Here is a 20245-nt window from a genome sequence, read left to right on the forward strand (position 1 = left end):
CCCGGCTCGCCGGGAGGCTACGGCGTCAGGTCGGGTCGATGCCGTGGCTGCGCAGCCACGGGAGCGGGTCGATCGCCCCTCCGCCGGCGGGCCGCACCTCGAAGTGCAGGTGCGGTCCGGTCGAGTTGCCCGTGTCGCCGGAGAGCGCGATCGGATCGCCGGCCTTGACCTGCGCACCGTAGGGAACCTGGTAACTGGAGAGGTGGCAGTACCACGTCTCCGTGCCGTCCTTCGCGGTCAGGATCAGCATGTTCCCGTAGGCGACGTTGAACTGTGTGCGCACCGTGCCGTCGGTCGCCGCCATCACCTTGGTGCCGTACGTCACGGGGAAGTCGATGCCGGTGTGGGCGGACATCCAGTTGATGCCGGCCTGGCCGTAGTAGGCGCTGAGCCCGTGCTCCTCGACCGGGAGCGCGAACTTGGGGCGCAGCCGCTCCTTGCGGGCCGCCTCCTGCGCCGCCCTCTTCTTCTCCGCCTCCTGCTGGGCCTCGAGGTCGATGCGCTCCTGCGTCCGGCTGGCCCGGTCGGCGAAGTCGTCGGCGCCGGCGGAGAGGCTCGCGAGCTGCGTGTCCAGCTTGTTGTTGGCGGCGGACGGCTTCACCGGGGCGGCGTCCGTGTCGGCCGCCGACGCCGTGGTCTCCTTGCCGTCCTCGCCGCTCAGACCGCCGACGGAGGCCGCGGCGATACCGGCGACGCTCATCACGCAGGCCGAGGGCACGGCGATGGTCAGCAGCGCCGAGCGCTTGGCCGGCTGGCGCCGACGGGAACGCGATCCGCTGCGGGACGCGGTGCGCGAGGCCGGGATCCGGGGGGCCGGGACGACCTCTTCCTGGTCCTCGAGCAGCGTTCCCACGGCGGGCAGTTCACCGGTGGCGGTCGCCGGGTCGTCGTGCGGGGCGGGCTCCTCGACGGCGGCCGGAGCGGTGTCCGTCGCGGTGTCCTGCTCCGCGCCGTCCGAGTTCCACTGCGTGGCGTCGTAGGCGCCCGTGTCGAAGGTGCCGGTGCCGAACGCCACCGCTTCGAAGGCGCCCGTCTCGAAGGCCCCTGTCCCGAACGTCCCCGTCTCGAAGGTCTGGGTGCCCCAGTCCCACTGCTGGGTCCGGTCCGCGGGGGTGCCGGACTGGTCGGGCTGGGCCCACGCGCCCGTGTCCCACTGGCCCGTCGACTCGACGCTCGTCGCCTGCGCCGGTACCGGGACGGCGTGCTGCCCCTCGGCCGTCCACGTGAGTGTGTCGTAGGCGCCGGTGTCGTAGGCGGCATGGTGCTGGGCCGCGTAGGCGTCGTGGTACGGCGTCTGGTGACTGCCGGTGGCCCACTGGGTGGTGTCGTACGTGCCGGTGGTGGCGTAGGCACCCGTGGTGTCGTACGAGCCGGTGGTGTCGTAGCCGCCCGTGTTCTGCTCGGGGAGGCTGCCGAAGAGCGGATCCGCGGCGAAGGTCGCCGTGGTGTGGGCGCCGGTGGCAAAACCGGTGGCGTCGTAGCCGCCGTACGTGGTGAGGTCGTCGTACTGGGCTTCCCCGGTGCCGTACGACGCGCAGTGCGCCGGGTCGGCGTCGGAAGCCGAGGCCGGGGTGGTCATGTCCCCCGACGGGTGACGGTCGTTCACCAACTTCTCTTTCGCCTCGACAACAGGGCTGGCAGAGCAGTGCGGCGACTGTACCCGGCGGTATGCGGGCGCGACAATCTTCTGCAGGTTTCGCCCACGCAGGAAACGGGCAATCGGACGTGTTTTGGGGGACGACGGGCGCGAGTTTGGCTTTGTGTTCGACGTTTGTTCGACGCCGACCGGGACATTGTGCGCTGATTGCGCCGCGGTGTTCTCTCCGCGGCGACCTCGGTGCCGGCCGCCTGGCGGGGTGCTTCGGGGGGCGTTCCGGCGGCCGATCGGGTGAGACTTCCGGTCTCAGGCGACGGTCAGTCCGCCGGATGCGCCACCGGCCGCCGTGCCCGGTACGGGGCCGGGCGTGTCGAGCGCCTGCCGGATGCCGGTGGCCACGGCGGGGTGGACGGGCAGGGCCAGGTGGCCGATGCCGCTCACCCGGACGTTGCGCACGGTCAGGTCGGGGTGTTCGAGGCAGGCCGTCTCCAGCGGGTCCATCACCCGGTCCAGATCGCTCCAGAAACTGACGAACTGCGTGCGGCAGCCGGGCGCCGGCCGGGCCAGCTCCTCGATCACCGCCGAACCGGGCCGCATCTGGCGGACGATCGGGTGGGCGTTCGCCAGCGGTATCACCCGGGTGCCCGCGTGGGGGGTGCCCAGGGTCACGAGCGTCCGGACGCGAAGGTCGCCGCCGAGGCGCTGCACGTAGTACCGGGCGATCAGTCCGCCCAGGCTGTGCCCGACGACGTCGACACGCTCACTGCCCGTGCGCTCGCAGATCTCCTCGATGTGCCTGCCGAGCAGCTCGGCCGCACAGCGTATGTCGCAGGTCAGCGGTGAGTAGTTCAGCGATTCGACCTGCTGCCTGCCGTGCTGGGCCAGGCTGCGGCGCAGCAGGAGGAAGACCGAGCGGTTGTCGATGAAGCCGTGCAGCAGGACGACCGGGGGGCGGGGGTGGGCCGGCAGCTGCGCGGTGGACGCGGAGGAGGCTTCGGGGTCCCGGGAGATCGCCCGGGACGGATCGGGGACGCAGCGGCGCTCCTGCACGATGCCGGAGGGGTAGAGGAGGACGTGCCCGGCGAGGATCGCGGCCTCCAGGGCCGTCGCCTTGAGAAGGGTCATGGAGAGCCCCGTCACCCTGCCGGGCAGGCCGGGGAGACCGGTGAGGGCCGATAAACCGGTCAGGGCCGACAGGCCCGGAAGCGCCGGGAGAGCAGGCAGGGCGGGCAGGAAACGCTGACACAGCGGGAGAAGGGGCAGTGCTGCCGTCGTGACCTTCATGGGCCGACCTCCTGTCGGCACGCGGAGGAACGCCTGTGTCTCCGAGTGCCCTCGTGGAGAGCCGTGACACCAGTGAAATGTGGTGTTTACGAGGGGCTACCCGATTCAGTGTGCCAGTGCGGGGGGCTCTGCGCCCTCCGGTGCCGTGGATACGGCGGCGTGGCCCGCGGCTGCCCTGCCCTGTCCTGCCCTCGCTGCGGCTCTCCGTACGCGTGTTCACTCCGCGGTCCCTGCGACGGTGCGCGGCGAACATGTCCCACCGTGTGATTTCCCCCTCTGTCTCCACCGCGAAACTGCCGGTTGCGGGATGCTGGCGATAACGTTCGTTCACTTCCCCCGGACGGTGTCGTGCGCGGTGTCTGTACCGCGGGGCGTGCACTCGCGCACTCGGTGCGGAACGTGTGGCCCGTGTGCACCGTGCCCGTGTGTACGGGCACGGGTGATGTGTGCGGTACTTGTCGGTACGGATGGATGTAGTCGCTTCATGGAGGCAGTGATGGGTGTGGCAGCCGGTCCGATCCGCGTGGTGGTGGCCAAGCCGGGGCTCGACGGCCACGATCGCGGGGCCAAGGTGATCGCGCGGGCCCTGCGCGACGCCGGTATGGAGGTCATCTACACCGGCCTCCACCAGACACCCGAGCAGATCGTGGACACCGCGATCCAGGAGGACGCCGACGCGATCGGGCTGTCCATCCTCTCCGGTGCGCACAACACGCTCTTCGCCGCCGTGATCGACCTGCTCCGGGAGCGGGACGCGGCGGACATCCTGGTCTTCGGCGGCGGGATCATCCCCGAGGCGGACATCGCCCCGCTGAAGGAGAAGGGCGTCGCGGAGATCTTCACCCCCGGCGCGACGACGGCGTCGATCGTGGACTGGGTCCGGGCGAACGTGCGGGAACCGGCGGGGGCGTAACCGCTCCGGCCCGCCGGCGGGCGGCCGCGGCGTCGACCGCGGGTGCCCGCCGGCGCCGATGCCCGTCGCACGCTGCCGAGGCGGACCTCCGGGGAGGCGTACGCGGGAGCGTGCGACGTCGGGGTGACTGCGGAGGCGTACGCGGGTGCGTGCGCGATGTCGGGGTGACGCGGCTCAGTGCCTGCGGCACCACTCCCTTCCGCTATCCGCGCTGTCGGGTCGTGGGCCGGAGTGTCTTCGGTCTGCCGCACCGCCTCCCGTGCCGTGGGCCCGGGGTGCCTTCGGCGTGCCGGGTCGCGTCCCGCCCCGCCGGCCGCGGCAGCGAGGGGTGCGCCGGGTCCCGCGTTCCTGCCCCCTACACCGCCCCCAGCTCCTCGGTCATCGTCGCGCGCAGTCGCAGGGTCGTGACCAGGCGCTGGAACGCCTCCGCCCAGTACCCGCCCGCCCCGGGCGACGCGTCCTCCCGTTCGTCAGGTACCGCCAGCAGCCCGTCCAGGCGGCCCGCCTCGGAGGGGTCCAGGCAGCGCTCGGCCAGGCCCATGACGCCGCTGAAGCTCCACGGGTAACTCCCCGCGTCCCGAGCGATGTCGAGCGCGTCGACCACCGCCCGCCCGAGCGGCGCTGCCCACGGCACCCCGCACATGCCGAGCAGCTGGAACGCCTCGGACAGACCGTGCGTCGCGATGAACCCGGCGACCCACTCGGCCCGTTCGTCGCCACCGAGCGTGCCCAGCAGCTTGGCCCGCTCGGACAGGGACACCGCACCGGGACCGCCGGCCTCCGGCGCCGTCGGTGCTCCCAGCAGCGCCCTCGCCCACGCGGCGTCCCGCTGCCGTACCGCCGCCCGGCACCACGCGGCGTGCAGCTCGCCCTCCCAGTCGTCCGTCACGGGCAGCGCGACGATCTCCTCCGGTGTGCGCCCGCCCAGCCGGGCCGGCCAGGCCCCGAGCGGCGCCGCCTCCACCAACTGGCCGAACCACCAGGACCGCTCGCCCCGCCCCGTCGGCGGCTTGGGCACGACCCCGTCCCGCTCCATGCCCGCGTCGCACTCGTGCGGCGCCTCCACGGCGATCGCCGGCCGGCCCGGAGCGAGGTCCAGCGACACGCACGTCAGGGCGCGCGCCGCCATCCGCGCGGCCAGCGCCGAGCCCGGCAGCGCCGACAGCAGTTCCGCCGCCGTCGCCCGTACGTTGCGGCTGCGGTCGGCCAGGGCCTGTTCCAGGAACGGCTCGTCCGCCGGAGTCAGCCCCTCCCGCAGGGAGTCGAGGAACATCAGCCGGTCCTCGGCCCGCTCCGTCACCCAGGTCGAGGCGAGCAGCCCGCGCGCCGCGGCCGGATCGCGGGAACGCAGGAACGCGAGCAGGGCGACACGCTCGGCGAACAGCCCCTCCTGCCACAGCTCCCTGATCCGCTCCGCCGCCTCGGGGCCGGGCAGTCCCGTGCCGCCGCCCGGTGTCGCACGCAGGGCGAACCGCCAGTCCGGGTTCAGCCGGGCCAGCCACAGGGCGCGCGGCCCCGCGAAGGCCAGTGCCGCCGGACGCAGGTCCGTGCGCCCCCGGGCCGCGTCCAGCAGGGCCGGCAGCGTCTGTGGCGGTGCCGCGAAACCCCGGGCGTTCGCCGCGGCCAGCCACTGGGGCAGCAGCTCCATGAGGTCGGGTGCCGTGCCCCTGCGCCCGCCGCCCGCCGTCCCGGGACGGTCGGTGAGGAGCATCGTGAGCCGGCGGGCGGCCGCGGCCGGCAGCGGCGGACGGTCGTCGTCGGGAGCCGGCTGCGGACGCCGGGCCGCACGGGCCGGGGACAGCCCGGCGCGTCTGCGGACGGTCTCCACGGCCGCGGCGTCCAGCAGCGCCGCCGGTGCGTCCCGGCCGGGCTCCAGGCCCCGGGGAGTGCGCCGCTGCGTGCCGAGCAGAGCCGAGGTGACGAGTTCCTCCCACGCTCCCTGCCGGGGCGCGTCCGCCGGGGCGGGCGTCCTGGTCATGCGGTTCCCTTCCGTGGGGTGGGTCAGCACAGCGGCACCGCCGGGCCCGGTCCGCTCGGCCAGGCCGTCAGCGGGGTGAAGCCCCGGTGACCGCACTCACCGAAGACCGTGAGGGGCCTGCCGCCCGCGAGGGCGACCAGGCGCCACAGGCCGGAACGGCCCCGGGCCGCCGGGGTGAGGGGCAGCGCCGTGTCCTCGTCGGCGTCCGCGAGCTGCCAGGACCCGCCGTCCGGTACGGGCACGACCCGCTCCAGCACCACCGGGACCGACTCCAGCCACGGGTCGTCGACGAGGGCCTCGCCGTAACGGACGACCGCACGGGACGTCGTCACCCCCGGCGGCCGTGCCCCCGTCCCCTCGGGCGGCGCGAACTGCCTGCCGAGGGCGACCCGCCGCTGCCCGGCGCCCGGGTAGGCGGACACCTCCGCCTCCAGTGCCAGACCCACCGGGAGCGTGAGCTCCGGGGCCCGGCCGGCGGCCCCGTAGGAAAGGAGCAGCACGGTGCGCTCCGACTCGGTGCCGTACAGCCAGACGCGCCGGGTCGTCAGCCGCGCGTCGGCCGTGTCGTACTGGGCGAGGACCAGCCACCGGTCCCGCACCGGCGGGCCGTCCGCCGACGCCGGCAGGCCGACGCGTGAACGGACCGTCGCCGCCAGTGCGTCCGGCAGCCGCTCCCGGCGCAGCCAGCCCTGGTCCAGGAGGTGGAGCAGGGCGCACTCCTCCAGCAGCCGGACCGGCCAGCCGGGACCCGAGGACGGCAGGGCACCCAACTCCCTCGCCCGGGCGGCCAGTCCCGGCGCCTGGGCGTCGACCATGCGGGCCGCCGCCTCCTCCCACAGCGCGTACCCGGTCCGCTCCGCACCGGCCAGACCGTCTCGGAGCAGGTCCGCCAGGCGCTGCTCCAGCTCCGTCGCACCCGCGGTGACGCGCTCGGCCCTGCGTTCCGCCCGCCGCCGCGCCGCCTCGGGGTCGGCGGCCCCGCCCGCGGAATCGGCCGGTTCCCTCGCCTTCCTCTCCCTCTCCTTCGCCCGCTCCCGTCTGCCCGTGAGCCACGGCTCCGCCCAGTCCGGCTCCTCGGCCCGCGGCACGGCGCTCTCGTCGCCCGCCCACAGGAGCAGCAGCCCGAGCGCGTGCTTGCACGGGAACTTCCGGCTCGGGCAACTGCACGTGCAGGCCGGGCCGGACGCGTCCGCGAGGTCGACGACCGTCCGGTACGGCGTGCTGCCGCTGCCCTTGCACAGCCCCCATACCGCCCCCTCGCCGGAGCCCCCTGTCCCGGACCACGGACCGGCCGCGCCGAGTTTGCTGCCCGCTTTGCGCGACGCGGCGTCAGGTGCCAGTGCCAGCACCTGGTCCGCGGTCCAGCGCACCCCCTGCTGAGTCATGCTCCCGAAGGTAGATCGTGCCACTGACAATCGGCCCAACGAGAGCGCCGGCCGGGGCGTTTGCGCAGGTGGGAGCGATTGTCAGTGGGGTGGTGCACGGTTGGTTCCAGACCGAACCGGCCGAGCTGGAGGGGGACTCGCCATGTCCGTGTCCGTGGAACCGACGCCCGTCGATCCGACCCGCGACGGGGGAGCGGCGGAGGCGTTGCGGCCGCACGCCGAGCACGCCTTCGCGGCCGAACTCGCCGCGCTGGCCGCGCAGGACGACCGTCCGCGCCCGGCCCGCTGGAAGCTGTCGCCGTGGGCCGTCGCCACCTACCTGCTCGGCGGCACGCTGCCCGACGGCACGGTGATCACCCCCAAGTACGTGGGACCGCGCCGCATCGTCGAGGTCGCCGTCACCACCCTGGCCACCGACCGCGCGCTGCTCCTTCTCGGCGTGCCCGGGACGGCGAAGACATGGGTGTCCGAACACCTCGCGGCCGCCGTCAGCGGCGACTCGACGCTGCTGGTGCAGGGCACGGCCGGCACCCCCGAGGAGGCCATCCGCTACGGCTGGAACTACGCGCGGCTGCTCGCCCACGGCCCCAGCCGCGACGCCCTGGTGCCCAGCCCGGTCATGCGGGCCATGGCGGAGGGGACGACCGCCCGGGTGGAGGAGCTGACCCGCATCCCGGCCGATGTGCAGGACACACTCATCACCATCCTGTCGGAGAAGACCCTGCCGATACCGGAGCTGGGCCAGGAGGTGCAGGCGGTCCGCGGCTTCAATCTGATCGCCACCGCGAACGACCGCGACCGGGGGGTGAACGACCTGTCCAGCGCCCTGCGCCGCCGCTTCAACACGGTGGTGCTGCCGCTGCCGGAGAGCGCCGAGGCGGAGGTCGACATCGTCACGCGCCGGGTCGACCAGATCGGCCGGTCCCTCGACCTGCCGGCCGCGCCCGACGGCGTCGACGAGATCCGGCGGGTCGTCACCGTCTTCCGCGAGCTGCGCGACGGGGTGACGGCCGACGGGCGCACCAGACTGAAGTCGCCCAGCGGCACGCTGTCGACGGCCGAGGCCATCTCCGTCGTCACCGGCGGCCTCGCGCTGGCCGCCCACTTCGGCGACGGAGTGCTGCGCTCCGGCGACGTCGCCGCCGGCATCCTCGGCGCCGTCGTCCGCGACCCGGCGGCCGACCGCGTCGTCTGGCAGGAGTACCTGGAGACCGTCGTCCGCGAGCGCGACGGCTGGAAGGACTTCTACCGGGCCTGCCGGGAGGTGAGCGCGTGAGCGGCGAGCGGACGCGGTCGCGGGCGGCCCTCCCGGTCGCCGTACCGGCGGGGGACGACGGGGACTCGACCTGGTCCCGGAGGCGAGGGGGACGGTGTGACGGGCACTGAGGGGGCAGTCGGGTGGCAGCCGGGGGACGGTCCGCTGCTGCTGGGCGTGCGCCACCACGGGCCGGGGTCGGCGCGGGCCGTCCGCGCGGCGCTCGAGGCGGCCCGGCCGGGGGTCGTGCTGATCGAGGGCCCGCCCGAGGCCGACGCCCTCGTTCCGCTGGCCGCCGACGAGGACATGCGACCGCCGGTCGCCCTGCTCGCCCACGCCGTGGACGAACCCGGCCGCTCGGTGTTCTGGCCGCTGGCCGAGTTCTCCCCGGAGTGGGTGGCCGTCCGCTGGGCCCTGGAACACGACGTGCCGGCCCGCTTCATCGACCTCCCGGCCGCCCACACGCTGGCGTGGGACACCCCCGGGAGCGGGACGCCGGCCGTGAGTCCGGAAGAGGGGAAGCCGAGTCCGGCAGAGGGGGAGCCGGGCCCGGAGGCGGAGCCCGCGGGCGAGACCGGCCCGGGGGAGGGGCGCGCGCCGGACGCCTGCTCCGGCGTGCGGGCCGATCCGCTGGCCGCCCTCGCCGAGGCCGCCGGCCACGACGACCCGGAGCGGTGGTGGGAGGACGTCGTCGAGCACCGGGGCTCGGGAGACGGGGACGTGTTCGCGCCGTTCACCGCGCTGGAGGAGGCCATGGGGGCGCTGCGCGAGACGGAGCCGGACGGCGGGCGCGACCGCGACCTCGTCCGGGAGGCGTACATGCGGCTCCAGGTGCGGGCGGCGCAGCGCGAGTTCGAGGCGGGCGTGGCCGTGGTGTGCGGGGCCTGGCACGTGCCCGCGCTGCGCCGCAGGGCCACCGTCGCGGCCGACCGGGCCCTGCTCAAGGGGCTGCCCAGGACCAAGGTGGACATGACCTGGGTCCCCTGGACCCACCGCAGGCTGTCCCGGGCCGGCGGGTACGGGGCGGGCATCGACTCGCCCGGCTGGTACGGGCATCTGTTCGGCGCCCCGGACCGGCCCGTCGAACGCTGGCTGACCAAGGTGGCCGGACTGCTGCGGGAGGAGGACCGCACCGTCTCCCCGGCGCACGTCATCGAGGCGGTACGGCTGGCCGAGACCCTCGCGGTGGTGCGCGGCCGCCCGCTGCCCGGGCTGAGCGAGACCACGGACGCCGTACGGGCGGTGATGTGCGAGGGCTCGGACGTACCGCTGGCCCTGGTGCACGACCGGATGGTCGTCGGGGACGCCCTGGGGGAGGTGCCGGCGGGGGCACCCGCCGTGCCGTTGCAGCGCGACCTCGCACGGCTCCAGCGGCGGCTGCGGCTCAAACCGGAGGCGCGGGAGCGGGAACTGGAGCTCGATTTGCGCAAGGAGACCGACGCGGGCCGCAGCAGACTGCTGCACCGGCTGCGGCTGCTCGGCATCGGATGGGGCGAGCCGGCCGGCTCGCGGAGCAGCACGGGCACGTTCCGGGAGACCTGGCGGCTGCGGTGGGAGCCCGAGCTGTCCGTGCGGGTGGCCGAGGCCGGGGTGTGGGGCACCACCGTGCTCGCCGCCGCGACCGCCAGGGCAGAGGCGGACGCCCTCGCCGCCCAAGGGCTCGCCGAGGTCACCTCCCTCGCCGAGCGCTGCCTGCCGGCCGGACTGCCGGACGCGCTCCCCACGGTCATGCGGGTCCTCACCGACCGCGCGGCGCTCGACACGGATGTCGGCCACCTCGCCCAGGCCCTGCCCGCCCTGGTCCGCGCGCTGCGCTACGGCGACGTGCGCGGTACCGACACCGGCGCGCTGGCCGAGGTCGCCGCGGGACTCGCGGAGCGCGTCTTCGTCGGCCTCCCCGCGGCCTGTGCCGCCCTGGACGCCGACGCCGCCGAGGAGATGCGGCGTCACGTGGACGCCGTGCACGGGGCGGTCGGCCTGCTCGGAGAGGGCCCCGGCCCCGGCCACGGCGGCCTGCGGCCCCGCTGGCAGGCGGTGCTGCGGGTGCTGTCCACGCGGGACACCGTGGCCGGCGTCGTCCGGGGCCGCGCCGTGCGGCTCCTGCTGGACGACGGCGCGCTGGCGCCGGAGGAGACGGCACGGCTCATGGCGCTCGTGCTGTCACCGGGGACACCTCCGGCGGACGCGGCGGCCTGGATCGAGGGCTTCGTCGGAGGCGGCTCCGGGGGCGGGATGCTCCTCGTCCACGACGAGCGGCTGCTCGCCCTGGTCGACGCCTGGCTGACCGGCGTACCGGCGGGCGCGTTCACGGACGTGCTGCCGCTGCTGCGCCGCACCTTCTCGGCCTACGAACCGGGGGTGCGCCGCACCCTCGGTGAGCTGGTCCGGCGCGGACCGGAGGGACGCGGCGCCGTGACGACGGCCGGATCGGCCGTACCCGGTTTCGCCGCCGGGCCCGACACCGGGCGCGCGGACGCCGTGCTGCCGGTGGTGCGCCTGCTGCTCGGCCTGGACGCGGACAAGGACGACCTCGTGGGGGTGGACGCATGACGAGCGGGACCGGGGAGACGGACGCGGCGCGGGAGCGGCTGCGGCGGTGGCGGCTCGTGCTCGGCGGGGACACGGCCGACGGCACCGAATGCGCGCTGTCCGGACGGGACGCCGCGATGGACGGGGCCCTCACCGCGCTCTACGGCGGGAGCGGCAGGCCGCGGACGCGGGGGGACCGGGCGGCCGGGCTCGGCGCCTCCGCGCCGTCCGTGGCGCGCTGGCTGGGGGACGTACGGACGTACTTCCCGTCCTCCGTCGTGCAGGTCATGCAGCGGGACGCCATCGACCGGCTGGGCCTCGCCTCCCTGCTGCTGGAGCCGGAGATGCTCGAGGCCGTGGAGGCCGACGTGCACCTCGTCGGCACGCTGCTGTCCCTCGGCAAGGCGATGCCGGAGACGACGAAGGAGACGGCACGGGCCGTCGTCCGCAAGGTCGTCGAGGACCTGGAGAAGCGGCTCGCCACCCGCACCCGGGCCGCTCTCACCGGCGCCCTCGACCGCAGCGCACGAGTCGGCCGGCCCCGGCACCGCGACATCGACTGGAACCGCACGATCGCGGCGAACCTCAAGCACTACCTGCCCGAGCACCGGACCGTGGTGCCGGAGCGGCTCATCGGCTACGGGCGGGCGGCGCGGTCGGTGAAGAAGGAGGTCGTCCTCTGCATCGACCAGTCGGGGTCGATGGCGGCGTCCGTCGTCCACGCCTCCGTGTTCGGGGCGGTACTGGCCTCCATGCGGTCGATCGACACCCGGCTGGTCGTCTTCGACACGGCGGTCGTCGACCTCACCGACCAGCTCGACGATCCGGTGGACGTGCTCTTCGGCGTGCAGCTGGGCGGCGGTACGGACATCAACCGGGCGCTGGCCTACTGCCAGTCGCGCATCACCCGGCCGTCGGAGACGGTGGTCGTGCTGATCAGCGACCTGTACGAGGGAGGCATCCGGGACGAGATGCTGAAGCGGGTCGCGGCGATGAAGGCGGCGGGGGTGCAGTTCGTGACGCTGCTGGCCCTGTCCGACGAGGGGGCGCCCGCGTACGACCGGGAGCACGCGGCGGCGCTCGCCGCGCTGGACACGCCGGCCTTCGCCTGCACGCCCGACCACTTCCCGGAGGTGATGGCGGCGGCACTCGAGAAGCGGCCGCTGCCGATACCCGACGCCGGGTGACGATGCGATGTCCGGGGGCGTGTATCCGGGCACCAAAACGGACATGACTACCCATCGGTAACGGAGAGCTTGCGCAACCTCCGGAGTCCCGTGTAAGGATCGCGCGTCCGTCCTGCCGCACGGGAGGAAGCTCCCCCTTGATGTCGTCAGCAGCCCTGCCCGGTGCCGCTCTGCGCGTGATGCGCACGGCGGCCGGGTGGCGTGCGCTGCGCCTGGCGCTGCTGGTGGGCGGACTCCTCGTGCTCGGTGTGCTCTGCGGGGAGCGGGCGCAGGCGGCCGAGGGCGCGCCGTCGGTGCCGGGCACCGTAGGCCGGGTGCTGGGCGCCGTGCCGCCGGACCTCGCGCGGACGGCCCGCACCGCCGGGGCACCACCCGCCGCACCGGACGCCCGGCCCGGCCGGGTCGCCGGACCGGCGGTCCTGGACGGTCTGCGCCCGGTCACCGGGCATGCCGTCCGCACCGTGACGGACCAGGTCGTGCGGCCGGTCGGTGACGTGGTGGCCGCGGTGACCGAGGAGCTCGGGACGGCCGTGCGGGTGGAAGTGCCGCCGCTGGAGGCGTTGCCGCAGCCGGCGCCCTTGCTGCCCACGGCCCCCTCGCTGCCCGCCACCCCGTCGCCGCCCTCCGCGCCGACGCTGCCGGACCTCTCCACCCTGCCGGACCGGTCCGGCCCGCCCGTCCGGCCGGCCCCGGGTGCGCGGGAGCCGGGGCCCGCGACCGTGCCGGACGCCGGCCTCGCCGAGTCCGGTACCTCCGACGCCCGGCCCGCCCCCGGAACCCGGCCCGCCTCCGGCGCCCCGGCCGCCTCCGGCGGTCTCGCGTTCGGGCCGGGCCTCGACAGGGACGGCGAGGCGGGCGTCGCCGCCCACGACGACGCCCGTGGTGTCCCGGCCGGGCCCCCCGCCCACGCCCCCGCGCACCGGGCACCCACCGGGGACGCCGACGGTGCCCTGGGGACCGGCGCGGACGCCGACGCCGGCCCGCCGCGCCACGCCGACGCCCACGCGATCGCCCCGCACCACCGGGTACCGGTCCGGCTCGTGCCCGGCGCCGTCGTGCACACCGAGGCGCCCGACACCCGGGAGCGGTACCGGGACATCCCCGTCTCCCCGGCCTAGCGCCGGCGCCCCCGCCCCGCCGCGGACCTGCCGCGCGGGCGTGGCGAGGTCTCCCCGCCGTCGGAGACGCCTTCCCCATTCCGGTTGCCCTTTCCGGGCGCCGGAGCCGTACCCGGAGCCGGTGCCCGGCGCGGCGACCGCGGGGGAGCGCCACCGCCCCGGCACGAGACCGGCCGCCACCCGCCCCGCCCGACCCGCCGCGACCGCGCCCGCACCACCGGCGGCGCGGGGGACCGCGAGGGGCGGCGGGGCAGACGAGAGACTCCGCGGGGCTCCAGACACCGGACGGAGGGCCGAAAGCCGTCGGCCCCGTCCGGCCGAGACCCCGCGGACGGTGCCGGCGATCCCCATTGGGGTGGGGAACGACCGGCCCGCACTCCGGGGGACCGCACCCGTGCGGCCCTCCGGAGGAGCGCCACGGACCTCACCGGGTCAACCCCAACCCGGTGAGGTCCTCCACCCCGCCGCAGGCCCCGGCCCTCCCGGCCGCCGTCACGCCTCCGCCCGGGCTCCTCCCAGCCCCCGTCGCACCCCCGCCCGCCCCCTCACGCCAGGCACCCCGTGCCAGTGAGCGTGGCATCATGTGACAGGTATCACCGCTCAGGTGTGACCCGCGATTTAGAGACCCCCGGGGAGCGGCGATAACCTGCGAGACGGACATGCCGCGCGCTCGGTCACCGTGTGCGCCCCCCTTGTGACACAGCGGACGTCACGTTGCCCTTCGCGGCACGCCCACGCATCCAACGAACCGCGAGATCACTGATAGGGACGGAAGCGCGTGGACCTGTTCGAGTACCAGGCGAGGGACCTCTTCGCCAAGCACGATGTACCGGTGCTGGCCGGTGAAGTCATCGACACGCCTGAGGCGGCGCGCGAGATCACCGAGCGTCTGGGCGGCAAGTCCGTCGTCAAGGCTCAGGTGAAGGTCGGTGGCCGCGGCAAGGCCGGTGGCGTGAAGCTCGCCGCCACCCCGGACGAGGCCGTCGCCCGCGCGACGGACATCCTCGGAATGGACATCAAGGGCCACACGGTCCACAAGGTGATGATCGCCGAGACCGCCCCGGAGATCGTCGAGGAGTACTACGTCTCCTTCCTCCTCGACCGTGCCAACCGCACGTTCCTCTCCATCGCGTCCGTCGAGGGCGGCATGGAGATCGAGGAGGTGGCCGCCACCCGTCCGGAGGCCGTCGCCAAGACCCCGATCGACGCCATCGACGGTGTGACGCCGGAGAAGGCGCGCGAGATCGTCGAGGCCGCGAACTTCCCGGCCGAGGTCGCCGACAAGGTCGTCAACGTCCTGGTCCGGCTGTGGGACACCTTCATCAAGGAGGACGCCCTCCTGGTCGAGGTCAACCCGCTGGCCAAGGTCGCCTCGGGCGAGGTCATCGCCCTGGACGGCAAGGTGTCGCTCGACGACAACGCCGAGTTCCGTCACCCCGACTTCGAGGCCCTCCACGACAAGGCCGCGGCCAACCCGCTCGAGGCCGCCGCCAAGGAGAAGAACCTCAACTACGTCAAGCTCGACGGTGAGGTCGGCATCATCGGCAACGGCGCGGGTCTCGTCATGAGCACCCTGGACGTCGTCGCGTACGCCGGTGAGAAGCACGGCGACGTGAAGCCCGCCAACTTCCTGGACATCGGTGGCGGTGCCTCCGCCCAGGTCATGGCGAACGGCCTGGAGATCATCCTCGGCGACCCGGACGTCAAGTCCGTCTTCGTCAACGTCTTCGGCGGCATCACCGCCTGCGACGAGGTCGCCAACGGCATCGTCCAGGCGCTGAAGCTCCTGGAGGACCGCGGCGAGAAGGTCGAGAAGCCGCTCGTCGTCCGCCTCGACGGCAACAACGCCGAGCTGGGCCGCAAGATCCTCACCGACGCCAACCACCCGCTGGTCCAGCGCGTCGACACCATGGACGGCGCGGCCGACAAGGCCGCCGAGCTGGCCCACGCCGCCAAGTAAGCACTCAGGACGAGGACACCAACACACCATGGCTATCTGGCTCAACAAGGACAGCAAGGTCATCGTCCAGGGCATGACCGGCGCCACCGGCATGAAGCACACCAAGCTCATGCTCGGCGACGGCACCAACGTCGTGGGCGGCGTCAACCCGCGCAAGGCGGGTCAGTCCGTGGACTTCGACGGCAACGAGGTACCGGTCTTCGGCACCGTCAAGGAGGCCATCGAGAAGACCGGCGCCAACGTCTCCGTCATCTTCGTGCCGGAGAAGTTCACCAAGGACGCGGTCGTCGAGGCCATCGACGCCGAGATCCCGCTGGCCGTCGTGATCACCGAGGGCATCGCCGTGCACGACTCGGCCGCCTTCTGGGCGTACGCCGGCAAGAAGGGCAACAAGACCCGGATCATCGGCCCGAACTGCCCCGGCATCATCACCCCGGGCCAGTCGAACGTCGGCATCATCCCGGGCGACATCACCAAGCCGGGCCGCATCGGCCTGGTCTCGAAGTCCGGCACGCTGACGTACCAGATGATGTACGAGCTGCGTGACATCGGCTTCTCGACCGCCGTCGGCATCGGTGGCGACCCGATCATCGGCACCACGCACATCGACGCGCTCGCCGCGTTCGAGGCCGACCCCGAGACCGACCTGATCGTCATGATCGGCGAGATCGGTGGCGACGCCGAGGAGCGGGCCGCGGACTTCATCGCGAAGAACGTGACCAAGCCGGTCGTCGGCTACGTCGCGGGCTTCACCGCGCCCGAGGGCAAGACCATGGGCCACGCCGGCGCCATCGTCTCCGGTTCGTCCGGCACCGCCCAGGCGAAGAAGGAGGCCCTCGAGGCCGCCGGCGTCAAGGTCGGCAAGACGCCGACCGAGACGGCGAAGCTCGCCCGCGAGATCCTCGCCGGCTGAGCCGGTCGCACCACACGAGTGGGCCCGCTTCCCGTACGGGGGGCGGGCCCACTCGGCGTTCCGGGGGGCCGTCCCGCTCACCCGGGGGCGGGCATCAGCCGCTCCGGCCCGTCCTGGAGCTGGTCGCGCAGTCTCTGGCGCAGCTCCAGCTCCCTGTCCGACAGCGCGCCCGGCGCCACCCTGGCCGGCACGCCGCGCACCGCCTGCCCGGGGGGCACCGGCGGCTCGTACTGCGTCGGGGCCGTGCGCAGCGTCAGGGCCGTGGTGCCGATCAGGGCGGCCGTGAAGGCGATCGCGGCCCGGGTCCGGAACCGCGCCCGGCGTTCGCCGCCCGCCCGCACCGTCGGTGGCCGGGACGCCCGCAGACGCCCGGTGGAGGCCACCTCGGCCAGCCGCCGGTGCAGCACCGCCGGATCGGCCAGCTCGGGCAGCCGCACGGCGACGGCCTCACGCGCGCGCAGCAGCCGTCCGGCCGCCGCCGGGGTGCTCGCCTCCGTCTCCGCGGCCGTCTCGGGCAGGTCGAGGCCGACGCCGTCGTACAGCAGGAGCGTGCGGCGGTACGGAGAGGGGAGTCCGAGCAGGGCGCCGAGCAGGGTGCGGTCGCCGGGGTCGGCGGGCGGCGGCTCCGGCTGCCGGTGGCGCGGCCGGAACCGGTGCCAGGGCGAGAGCGCGTACTCGTACGCCGTCGCCCGGACCCACCCCACCGGATCCCGGTCGCGGGCCACCTCGGGCCAGTGCTCCCAGGCGAGTTGGAAGGCCCGTTCCACCGACTCGCGCGCCAGCTCGCGGCGGCCCGTCAGCAGGTAGGTCTGGCGTACGAGCGCGGGGGCGCCGAACTCGTACAGGGCGTCGAAGGCCTGAGCGGGCGTCAGTGAGGGCAGCGGCTCGGCCTTCGCCGGTTCGGCGCCGGCAGCCGCGGTCACCGGCGCCGCGGACTCCGGGGCCGGCTCCGGCTCGGACTCCGGCTGCCGGGCCGCCGCTTCGCCGGACAGGGTGTCCAGCAGCTTCGCGTACGCCGCCCGTGTGTGGCCGCGTGGGATCCCGCGGCCGCTCTCCCACGCGTCGACCGTCTCGCGAGTGACCCCCACCCGCTCGGCGAGCTGAGCTTGCGTCAGCGTGGCGGCCTCGCGCAGGCGTCGGCGGGTCTCGGGAGGAGGGAGCGGGGTTGCGTGGCTCCGCTTCACAGGACACCCCTTCGGACGAAAAGGTACATAAACGTATATTGAGCGACACAGCGGTGCTTCGCGCGTTACGCCGCGAAAGCGCGTGTCGTTGGGAGCATGGCGGGCGTGATCCAGACGACCGTTCGCCGAGCCCCGTTGTCCCTGCTCCGCACCCGGTGGCACGAGCGGGCGCCCGGCATGGCCGCCGGCCTCCTGGGAGGCGCGTTCGCGGCGGCCCTGGGAGTGGCCGGGGTGGCCGTGCTCGTGACGCTGCTGTGGATCAGCTCGCCGTACCCCGTCCGCGGGCCCGGCGACGCCCTGCACGTCGCCGCGGCGCTCTGGGTGCTGGCGCACGGCGCCGAGCTGATCCGCACCGACACGCTCTCCGGCGTTCCCGCGCCCGTCGGTGTCACTCCGCTGCTGCTGCTCGTGCCGCCCGTGTGGCTGGTGCACCGGGCGGCCCGGGACGCCACGGACCCCGGGGACGGGGTCGGGGTGGCCGTCGGCGCGGGCGCGAGGGCGGGTGTCGGTGTGCGCCGGGACGACGGCCCGCACCCCCTCTCCGCGCGCCTCGCCTGGGCCGGCGTCGTGGTCGGCTACCTCGCGGTCGCCACCCCGGTCGTGCTGTACGCGGCGGGCGGCGAGCTGCGGCCCTCCCCGAGCCGGACCGCGGTGTGCCTGCCGCTGGTCGTCATGGCGGCGGCCGGCGCGGGCGCGTGGACGGCGTTCGGCCGCCCCGGCGGGCCGGTGGGGCGGGCGCTGCGCGTGCTGCCCCGGAGCCTGCGGGAGCTGCTGGTGGAGCCGGACGCGCGGCTGGGCGCCGCGACGCGCGCCGCGGCCGCGGGGGCGGCGGTGTTCGTCGGGGGCGGGGCGCTGCTGCTCGCCGTCTCGCTGGTGTGGCACGGCGACTCCGTGCGCGGGGCCTTCCTGCGGCTGAGCGAGGGGTGGTCGGGGCAGTTCGCCGTGCTGCTGCTCTGCGTGACCCTGGTGCCGAACGCGGCCGTCTGGGCGGCGGCGTACGGCCTCGGGCCGGGCTTCGTGCTCGGTGCCGGGAACGTGGTGGGACCGATGGCGTCCGCCCCCGCTCCGCTGCTGCCGCCCTTCCCGCTGCTCGCGGCGGTGCCGGAGGCGGGGCCCGGTACGCCGCTGCACTGGGCGGCCGGGGTGGTGCCGCTGGCGGCGGGGGCGACGGTGGGGTGGTTCACGGCGCGGGTCGCCGCCGTGGGTGGTGGGGCGGTGGGGTTCGCCACGACGCAGTTCGTCACGGCGGGGTTCGCCACGACGGGGACGCGGAAGGAGGCGGCCCCGGAGCGGGACGAGGGTGCCGTCGAGCCGTGGGACGTGCGGCGGACCGTCGTCGCGGCCTGGGTCGCCGCGCTGTTGTCCGGGGTGCTGGTCGCCCTGCTGGCGGCGTGGGCGGGCGGACCGCTCGGCGGCGCGGGGCTGGCGCGGTTCGGGCCGGTGTGGTGGCAGGCCGGGGGCGCGGCGGCGGCGTGGGTGGCGGTGGCGGGGGTTCCGGTCGCGGTGGTGGGGCGGTGGTGGCTGTGCCGGCGGGCCGGAAAGGCGGCCGGTGCCGGGGCCGGTGCTGCCCCTGACGGTGCCCCTGCCGGTGACGGTTCGGGTCAGGGGCGGTGGGACTGGGCCCGGGTGCGGGTGCGGGTGCGGGTGCGGGTGCGGGTGCGGGTGCCCTCGGTTTCGGTGGGGGGATGGTGGCGGCGCGGCCCGGTGCCGTCGTCCGGGGGCGGGGAGGCGTACGACCTGCTGCCCGCCGACGCGCCGGGGGAGCCGCCCCGGGCGCCCCGAGGGCGGTGACCCGCGCCGGCCGGACCCCCGGATCCCCGCCGCGGCGGCTGAAGGCCCCCGTCCTCGAACGCCGGACGGGTGGGTGACCTGCGGGCGGGTCAGTCGTCCGTCGAGAGGACGTCCCGCAGGTGTTCCGGCAGGAGCTTGCTGCAGTTCTGCTGAGCCTGGCTGGTCAGGGCGTCGTTCTGACAGGTGTAGTAGTCGCTGTAGACGAGCTGCGCGGTGAAGGACGCGGCGACGATGAGGACGGCCAGGGACGACGTGACCAGGCCACTGATCGCGGCGGTCCGCTGCGGGCGGGCGTCCTGCGGCGCGGCCGGGGCCGGGTGGTCCGGGTCGGTGGCGGCACGGGGCTTGGCGCGCAGGGCGCTGATGCCCCAGTACAGGGCGAGGGCGCCGAGGAGCAGGGCCACGTACGGCCAGGAGAAGAGCGCGAAGAACAGGGCCCACATGCCGCACAGCAGGGCGTAGCGGGCGCGCCGCTGGGCCGGGTCCGTCGGGTCCCAGCGCGGGCCCCCGCCGCCGCCCGGACCCTCGGGGCCGGAGCCGCCGCCGGGCCGCTCGCCGAAGCCGCCGGAGGAGCGGCCCGGCTGGCGGTCGCTCCACTGACGGCCCCACGGCGAGCGCCCGCCCTCGCCCTGCGGGCTCTGCGAGCCGTCGTCGTCCGACGGGTGCCGCGGCTGCCAGGGGCGGTCCGGCGAGCCCTCCGGCGGCGGGGCGAACGGGTTGTCGTCCTGGGGGGTGCCGCCGCCCTGCTCGTCGCCGTTCTTCCGGTCCGGGGAGGCGTCGGACGGCGTGGAGGGACGTTCCCGCAGCAACACGGCGCTGCGCTGGTCTGGCTGCGCCGACTGCTGGGGGAGCGTGAGCAGTCGCAGGCTGCGGTCCGGCATCAAGTGAGCGTCTTCCCCTTGGCGATAGCGAACTGGCGACAACGATCGTGGCGGGCACGAACCGGGCGCCACGACTGGTGAACGCGTGACACGCAGGTCCCGTTCCCCGTCCGGTCCCCCGCAGACGCTACCTGCCGGCGCCGCCCCCGTCCCGAGGGGGCCGTCCGGTGTGCCGGTATCGTTGCTGACGGTCGGCCGCTTCGTAGACTTCCCCGTATCCCGGGGCGCGAAGCATTCGTAGGACCCTACGAACCGGCGTATGCGGGGGCC

The 20245-nt window shown here is 75.0% G+C and carries 14 protein-coding genes; 8 read left to right on the forward strand and 6 right to left on the reverse strand.

The window, feature by feature from the left end:
- Positions 1 to 25: 25 nt before the first annotated feature.
- Together AC0VYN_RS03820 and AC0VYN_RS03825 are read right to left on the reverse strand one after the other, a co-directional pair.
- Positions 26 to 1606 carry a M23 family metallopeptidase gene (locus AC0VYN_RS03820; RefSeq protein ID WP_475534772.1) on the reverse strand — a complete coding sequence of 527 codons (1581 nt, stop codon included), beginning with the start codon at positions 1604 to 1606 and terminating at the stop codon, positions 26 to 28.
- 297 nt (positions 1607 to 1903) lie between these two features.
- Positions 1904 to 2881, reverse strand: coding sequence for an esterase/lipase family protein (locus AC0VYN_RS03825; RefSeq protein WP_475534773.1), 978 nt, complete (start codon positions 2879 to 2881; stop codon positions 1904 to 1906).
- Between the two features lie 496 nt (positions 2882 to 3377).
- On the opposite strand from AC0VYN_RS03825, the gene AC0VYN_RS03830 reads away from it, so the two are divergent.
- Positions 3378 to 3794 (forward strand): cobalamin B12-binding domain-containing protein, encoded by a 417-nt coding sequence (locus AC0VYN_RS03830; protein ID WP_385459078.1) that lies wholly within the window; start codon positions 3378 to 3380, stop codon positions 3792 to 3794.
- A gap of 355 nt (positions 3795 to 4149) precedes the next feature.
- Here the strand turns inward: AC0VYN_RS03830 and AC0VYN_RS03835 are convergent, their stop codons facing one another.
- Entirely contained in the window at positions 4150 to 5772 is a 1623-nt protein-coding gene (locus AC0VYN_RS03835; RefSeq protein ID WP_475534774.1) for a DUF5691 domain-containing protein, read from the reverse strand.
- Positions 5773 to 5795: 23 nt separating this feature from the next.
- Positions 5796 to 7157 carry an SWIM zinc finger family protein gene (locus tag AC0VYN_RS03840; protein ID WP_475534775.1) on the reverse strand — a complete coding sequence of 454 codons (1362 nt, stop codon included), beginning with the start codon at positions 7155 to 7157 and terminating at the stop codon, positions 5796 to 5798.
- 142 nt (positions 7158 to 7299) lie between these two features.
- Here AC0VYN_RS03840 and AC0VYN_RS03845 point away from each other — a divergent pair, with 142 nt between their 5' ends.
- The 6 genes from AC0VYN_RS03845 (at position 7300) to sucD (ending at position 16119) form a co-directional block, all read left to right on the forward strand.
- Positions 7300 to 8433, forward strand: a complete 1134-nt coding sequence (locus AC0VYN_RS03845) for an ATP-binding protein (protein WP_475534776.1) — start codon at positions 7300 to 7302, stop codon at positions 8431 to 8433.
- Positions 8434 to 8529: 96 nt separating this feature from the next.
- Positions 8530 to 10962 carry a DUF5682 family protein gene (locus AC0VYN_RS03850; RefSeq protein ID WP_475534777.1) on the forward strand — a complete coding sequence of 811 codons (2433 nt, stop codon included), beginning with the start codon at positions 8530 to 8532 and terminating at the stop codon, positions 10960 to 10962.
- Positions 10959 to 12128 (forward strand): vWA domain-containing protein, encoded by a 1170-nt coding sequence (locus AC0VYN_RS03855; protein ID WP_475534778.1) that lies wholly within the window; start codon positions 10959 to 10961, stop codon positions 12126 to 12128. The genes AC0VYN_RS03850 and AC0VYN_RS03855 overlap by 4 nt, the downstream gene beginning before the upstream one ends.
- A gap of 140 nt (positions 12129 to 12268) precedes the next feature.
- Positions 12269 to 13246, forward strand: coding sequence for a hypothetical protein (locus tag AC0VYN_RS03860; RefSeq protein ID WP_475534779.1), 978 nt, complete (start codon positions 12269 to 12271; stop codon positions 13244 to 13246).
- A gap of 778 nt (positions 13247 to 14024) precedes the next feature.
- On the forward strand, positions 14025 to 15206 hold the full coding sequence (gene sucC / locus AC0VYN_RS03865; RefSeq protein WP_451691055.1) for an ADP-forming succinate--CoA ligase subunit beta: 1182 nt from the start codon (positions 14025 to 14027) through the stop codon (positions 15204 to 15206).
- 28 nt (positions 15207 to 15234) lie between these two features.
- On the forward strand, positions 15235 to 16119 hold the full coding sequence (gene sucD / locus AC0VYN_RS03870) for a succinate--CoA ligase subunit alpha (RefSeq protein WP_386920533.1): 885 nt from the start codon (positions 15235 to 15237) through the stop codon (positions 16117 to 16119).
- Positions 16120 to 16196: 77 nt separating this feature from the next.
- Here sucD and AC0VYN_RS03875 read toward each other — a convergent pair whose 3' ends face one another.
- Positions 16197 to 17303, reverse strand: a complete 1107-nt coding sequence (locus AC0VYN_RS03875; protein ID WP_475534780.1) for a helix-turn-helix domain-containing protein — start codon at positions 17301 to 17303, stop codon at positions 16197 to 16199.
- Between the two features lie 96 nt (positions 17304 to 17399).
- On the opposite strand from AC0VYN_RS03875, the gene AC0VYN_RS03880 reads away from it, so the two are divergent.
- Positions 17400 to 19094 (forward strand): cell division protein PerM, encoded by a 1695-nt coding sequence (locus AC0VYN_RS03880; RefSeq protein WP_475534781.1) that lies wholly within the window; start codon positions 17400 to 17402, stop codon positions 19092 to 19094.
- A gap of 89 nt (positions 19095 to 19183) precedes the next feature.
- On the opposite strand, the gene AC0VYN_RS03885 is transcribed toward AC0VYN_RS03880, so the two are convergent.
- Entirely contained in the window at positions 19184 to 19975 is a 792-nt protein-coding gene (locus tag AC0VYN_RS03885) for a hypothetical protein (RefSeq protein WP_475534782.1), read from the reverse strand.
- Positions 19976 to 20245: the final 270 nt, after the last annotated feature.

The sequence above is a fragment of the Streptomyces sp. 63XJN7_1_ISO-PGPR-S23-121 genome (assembly GCF_056173025.1).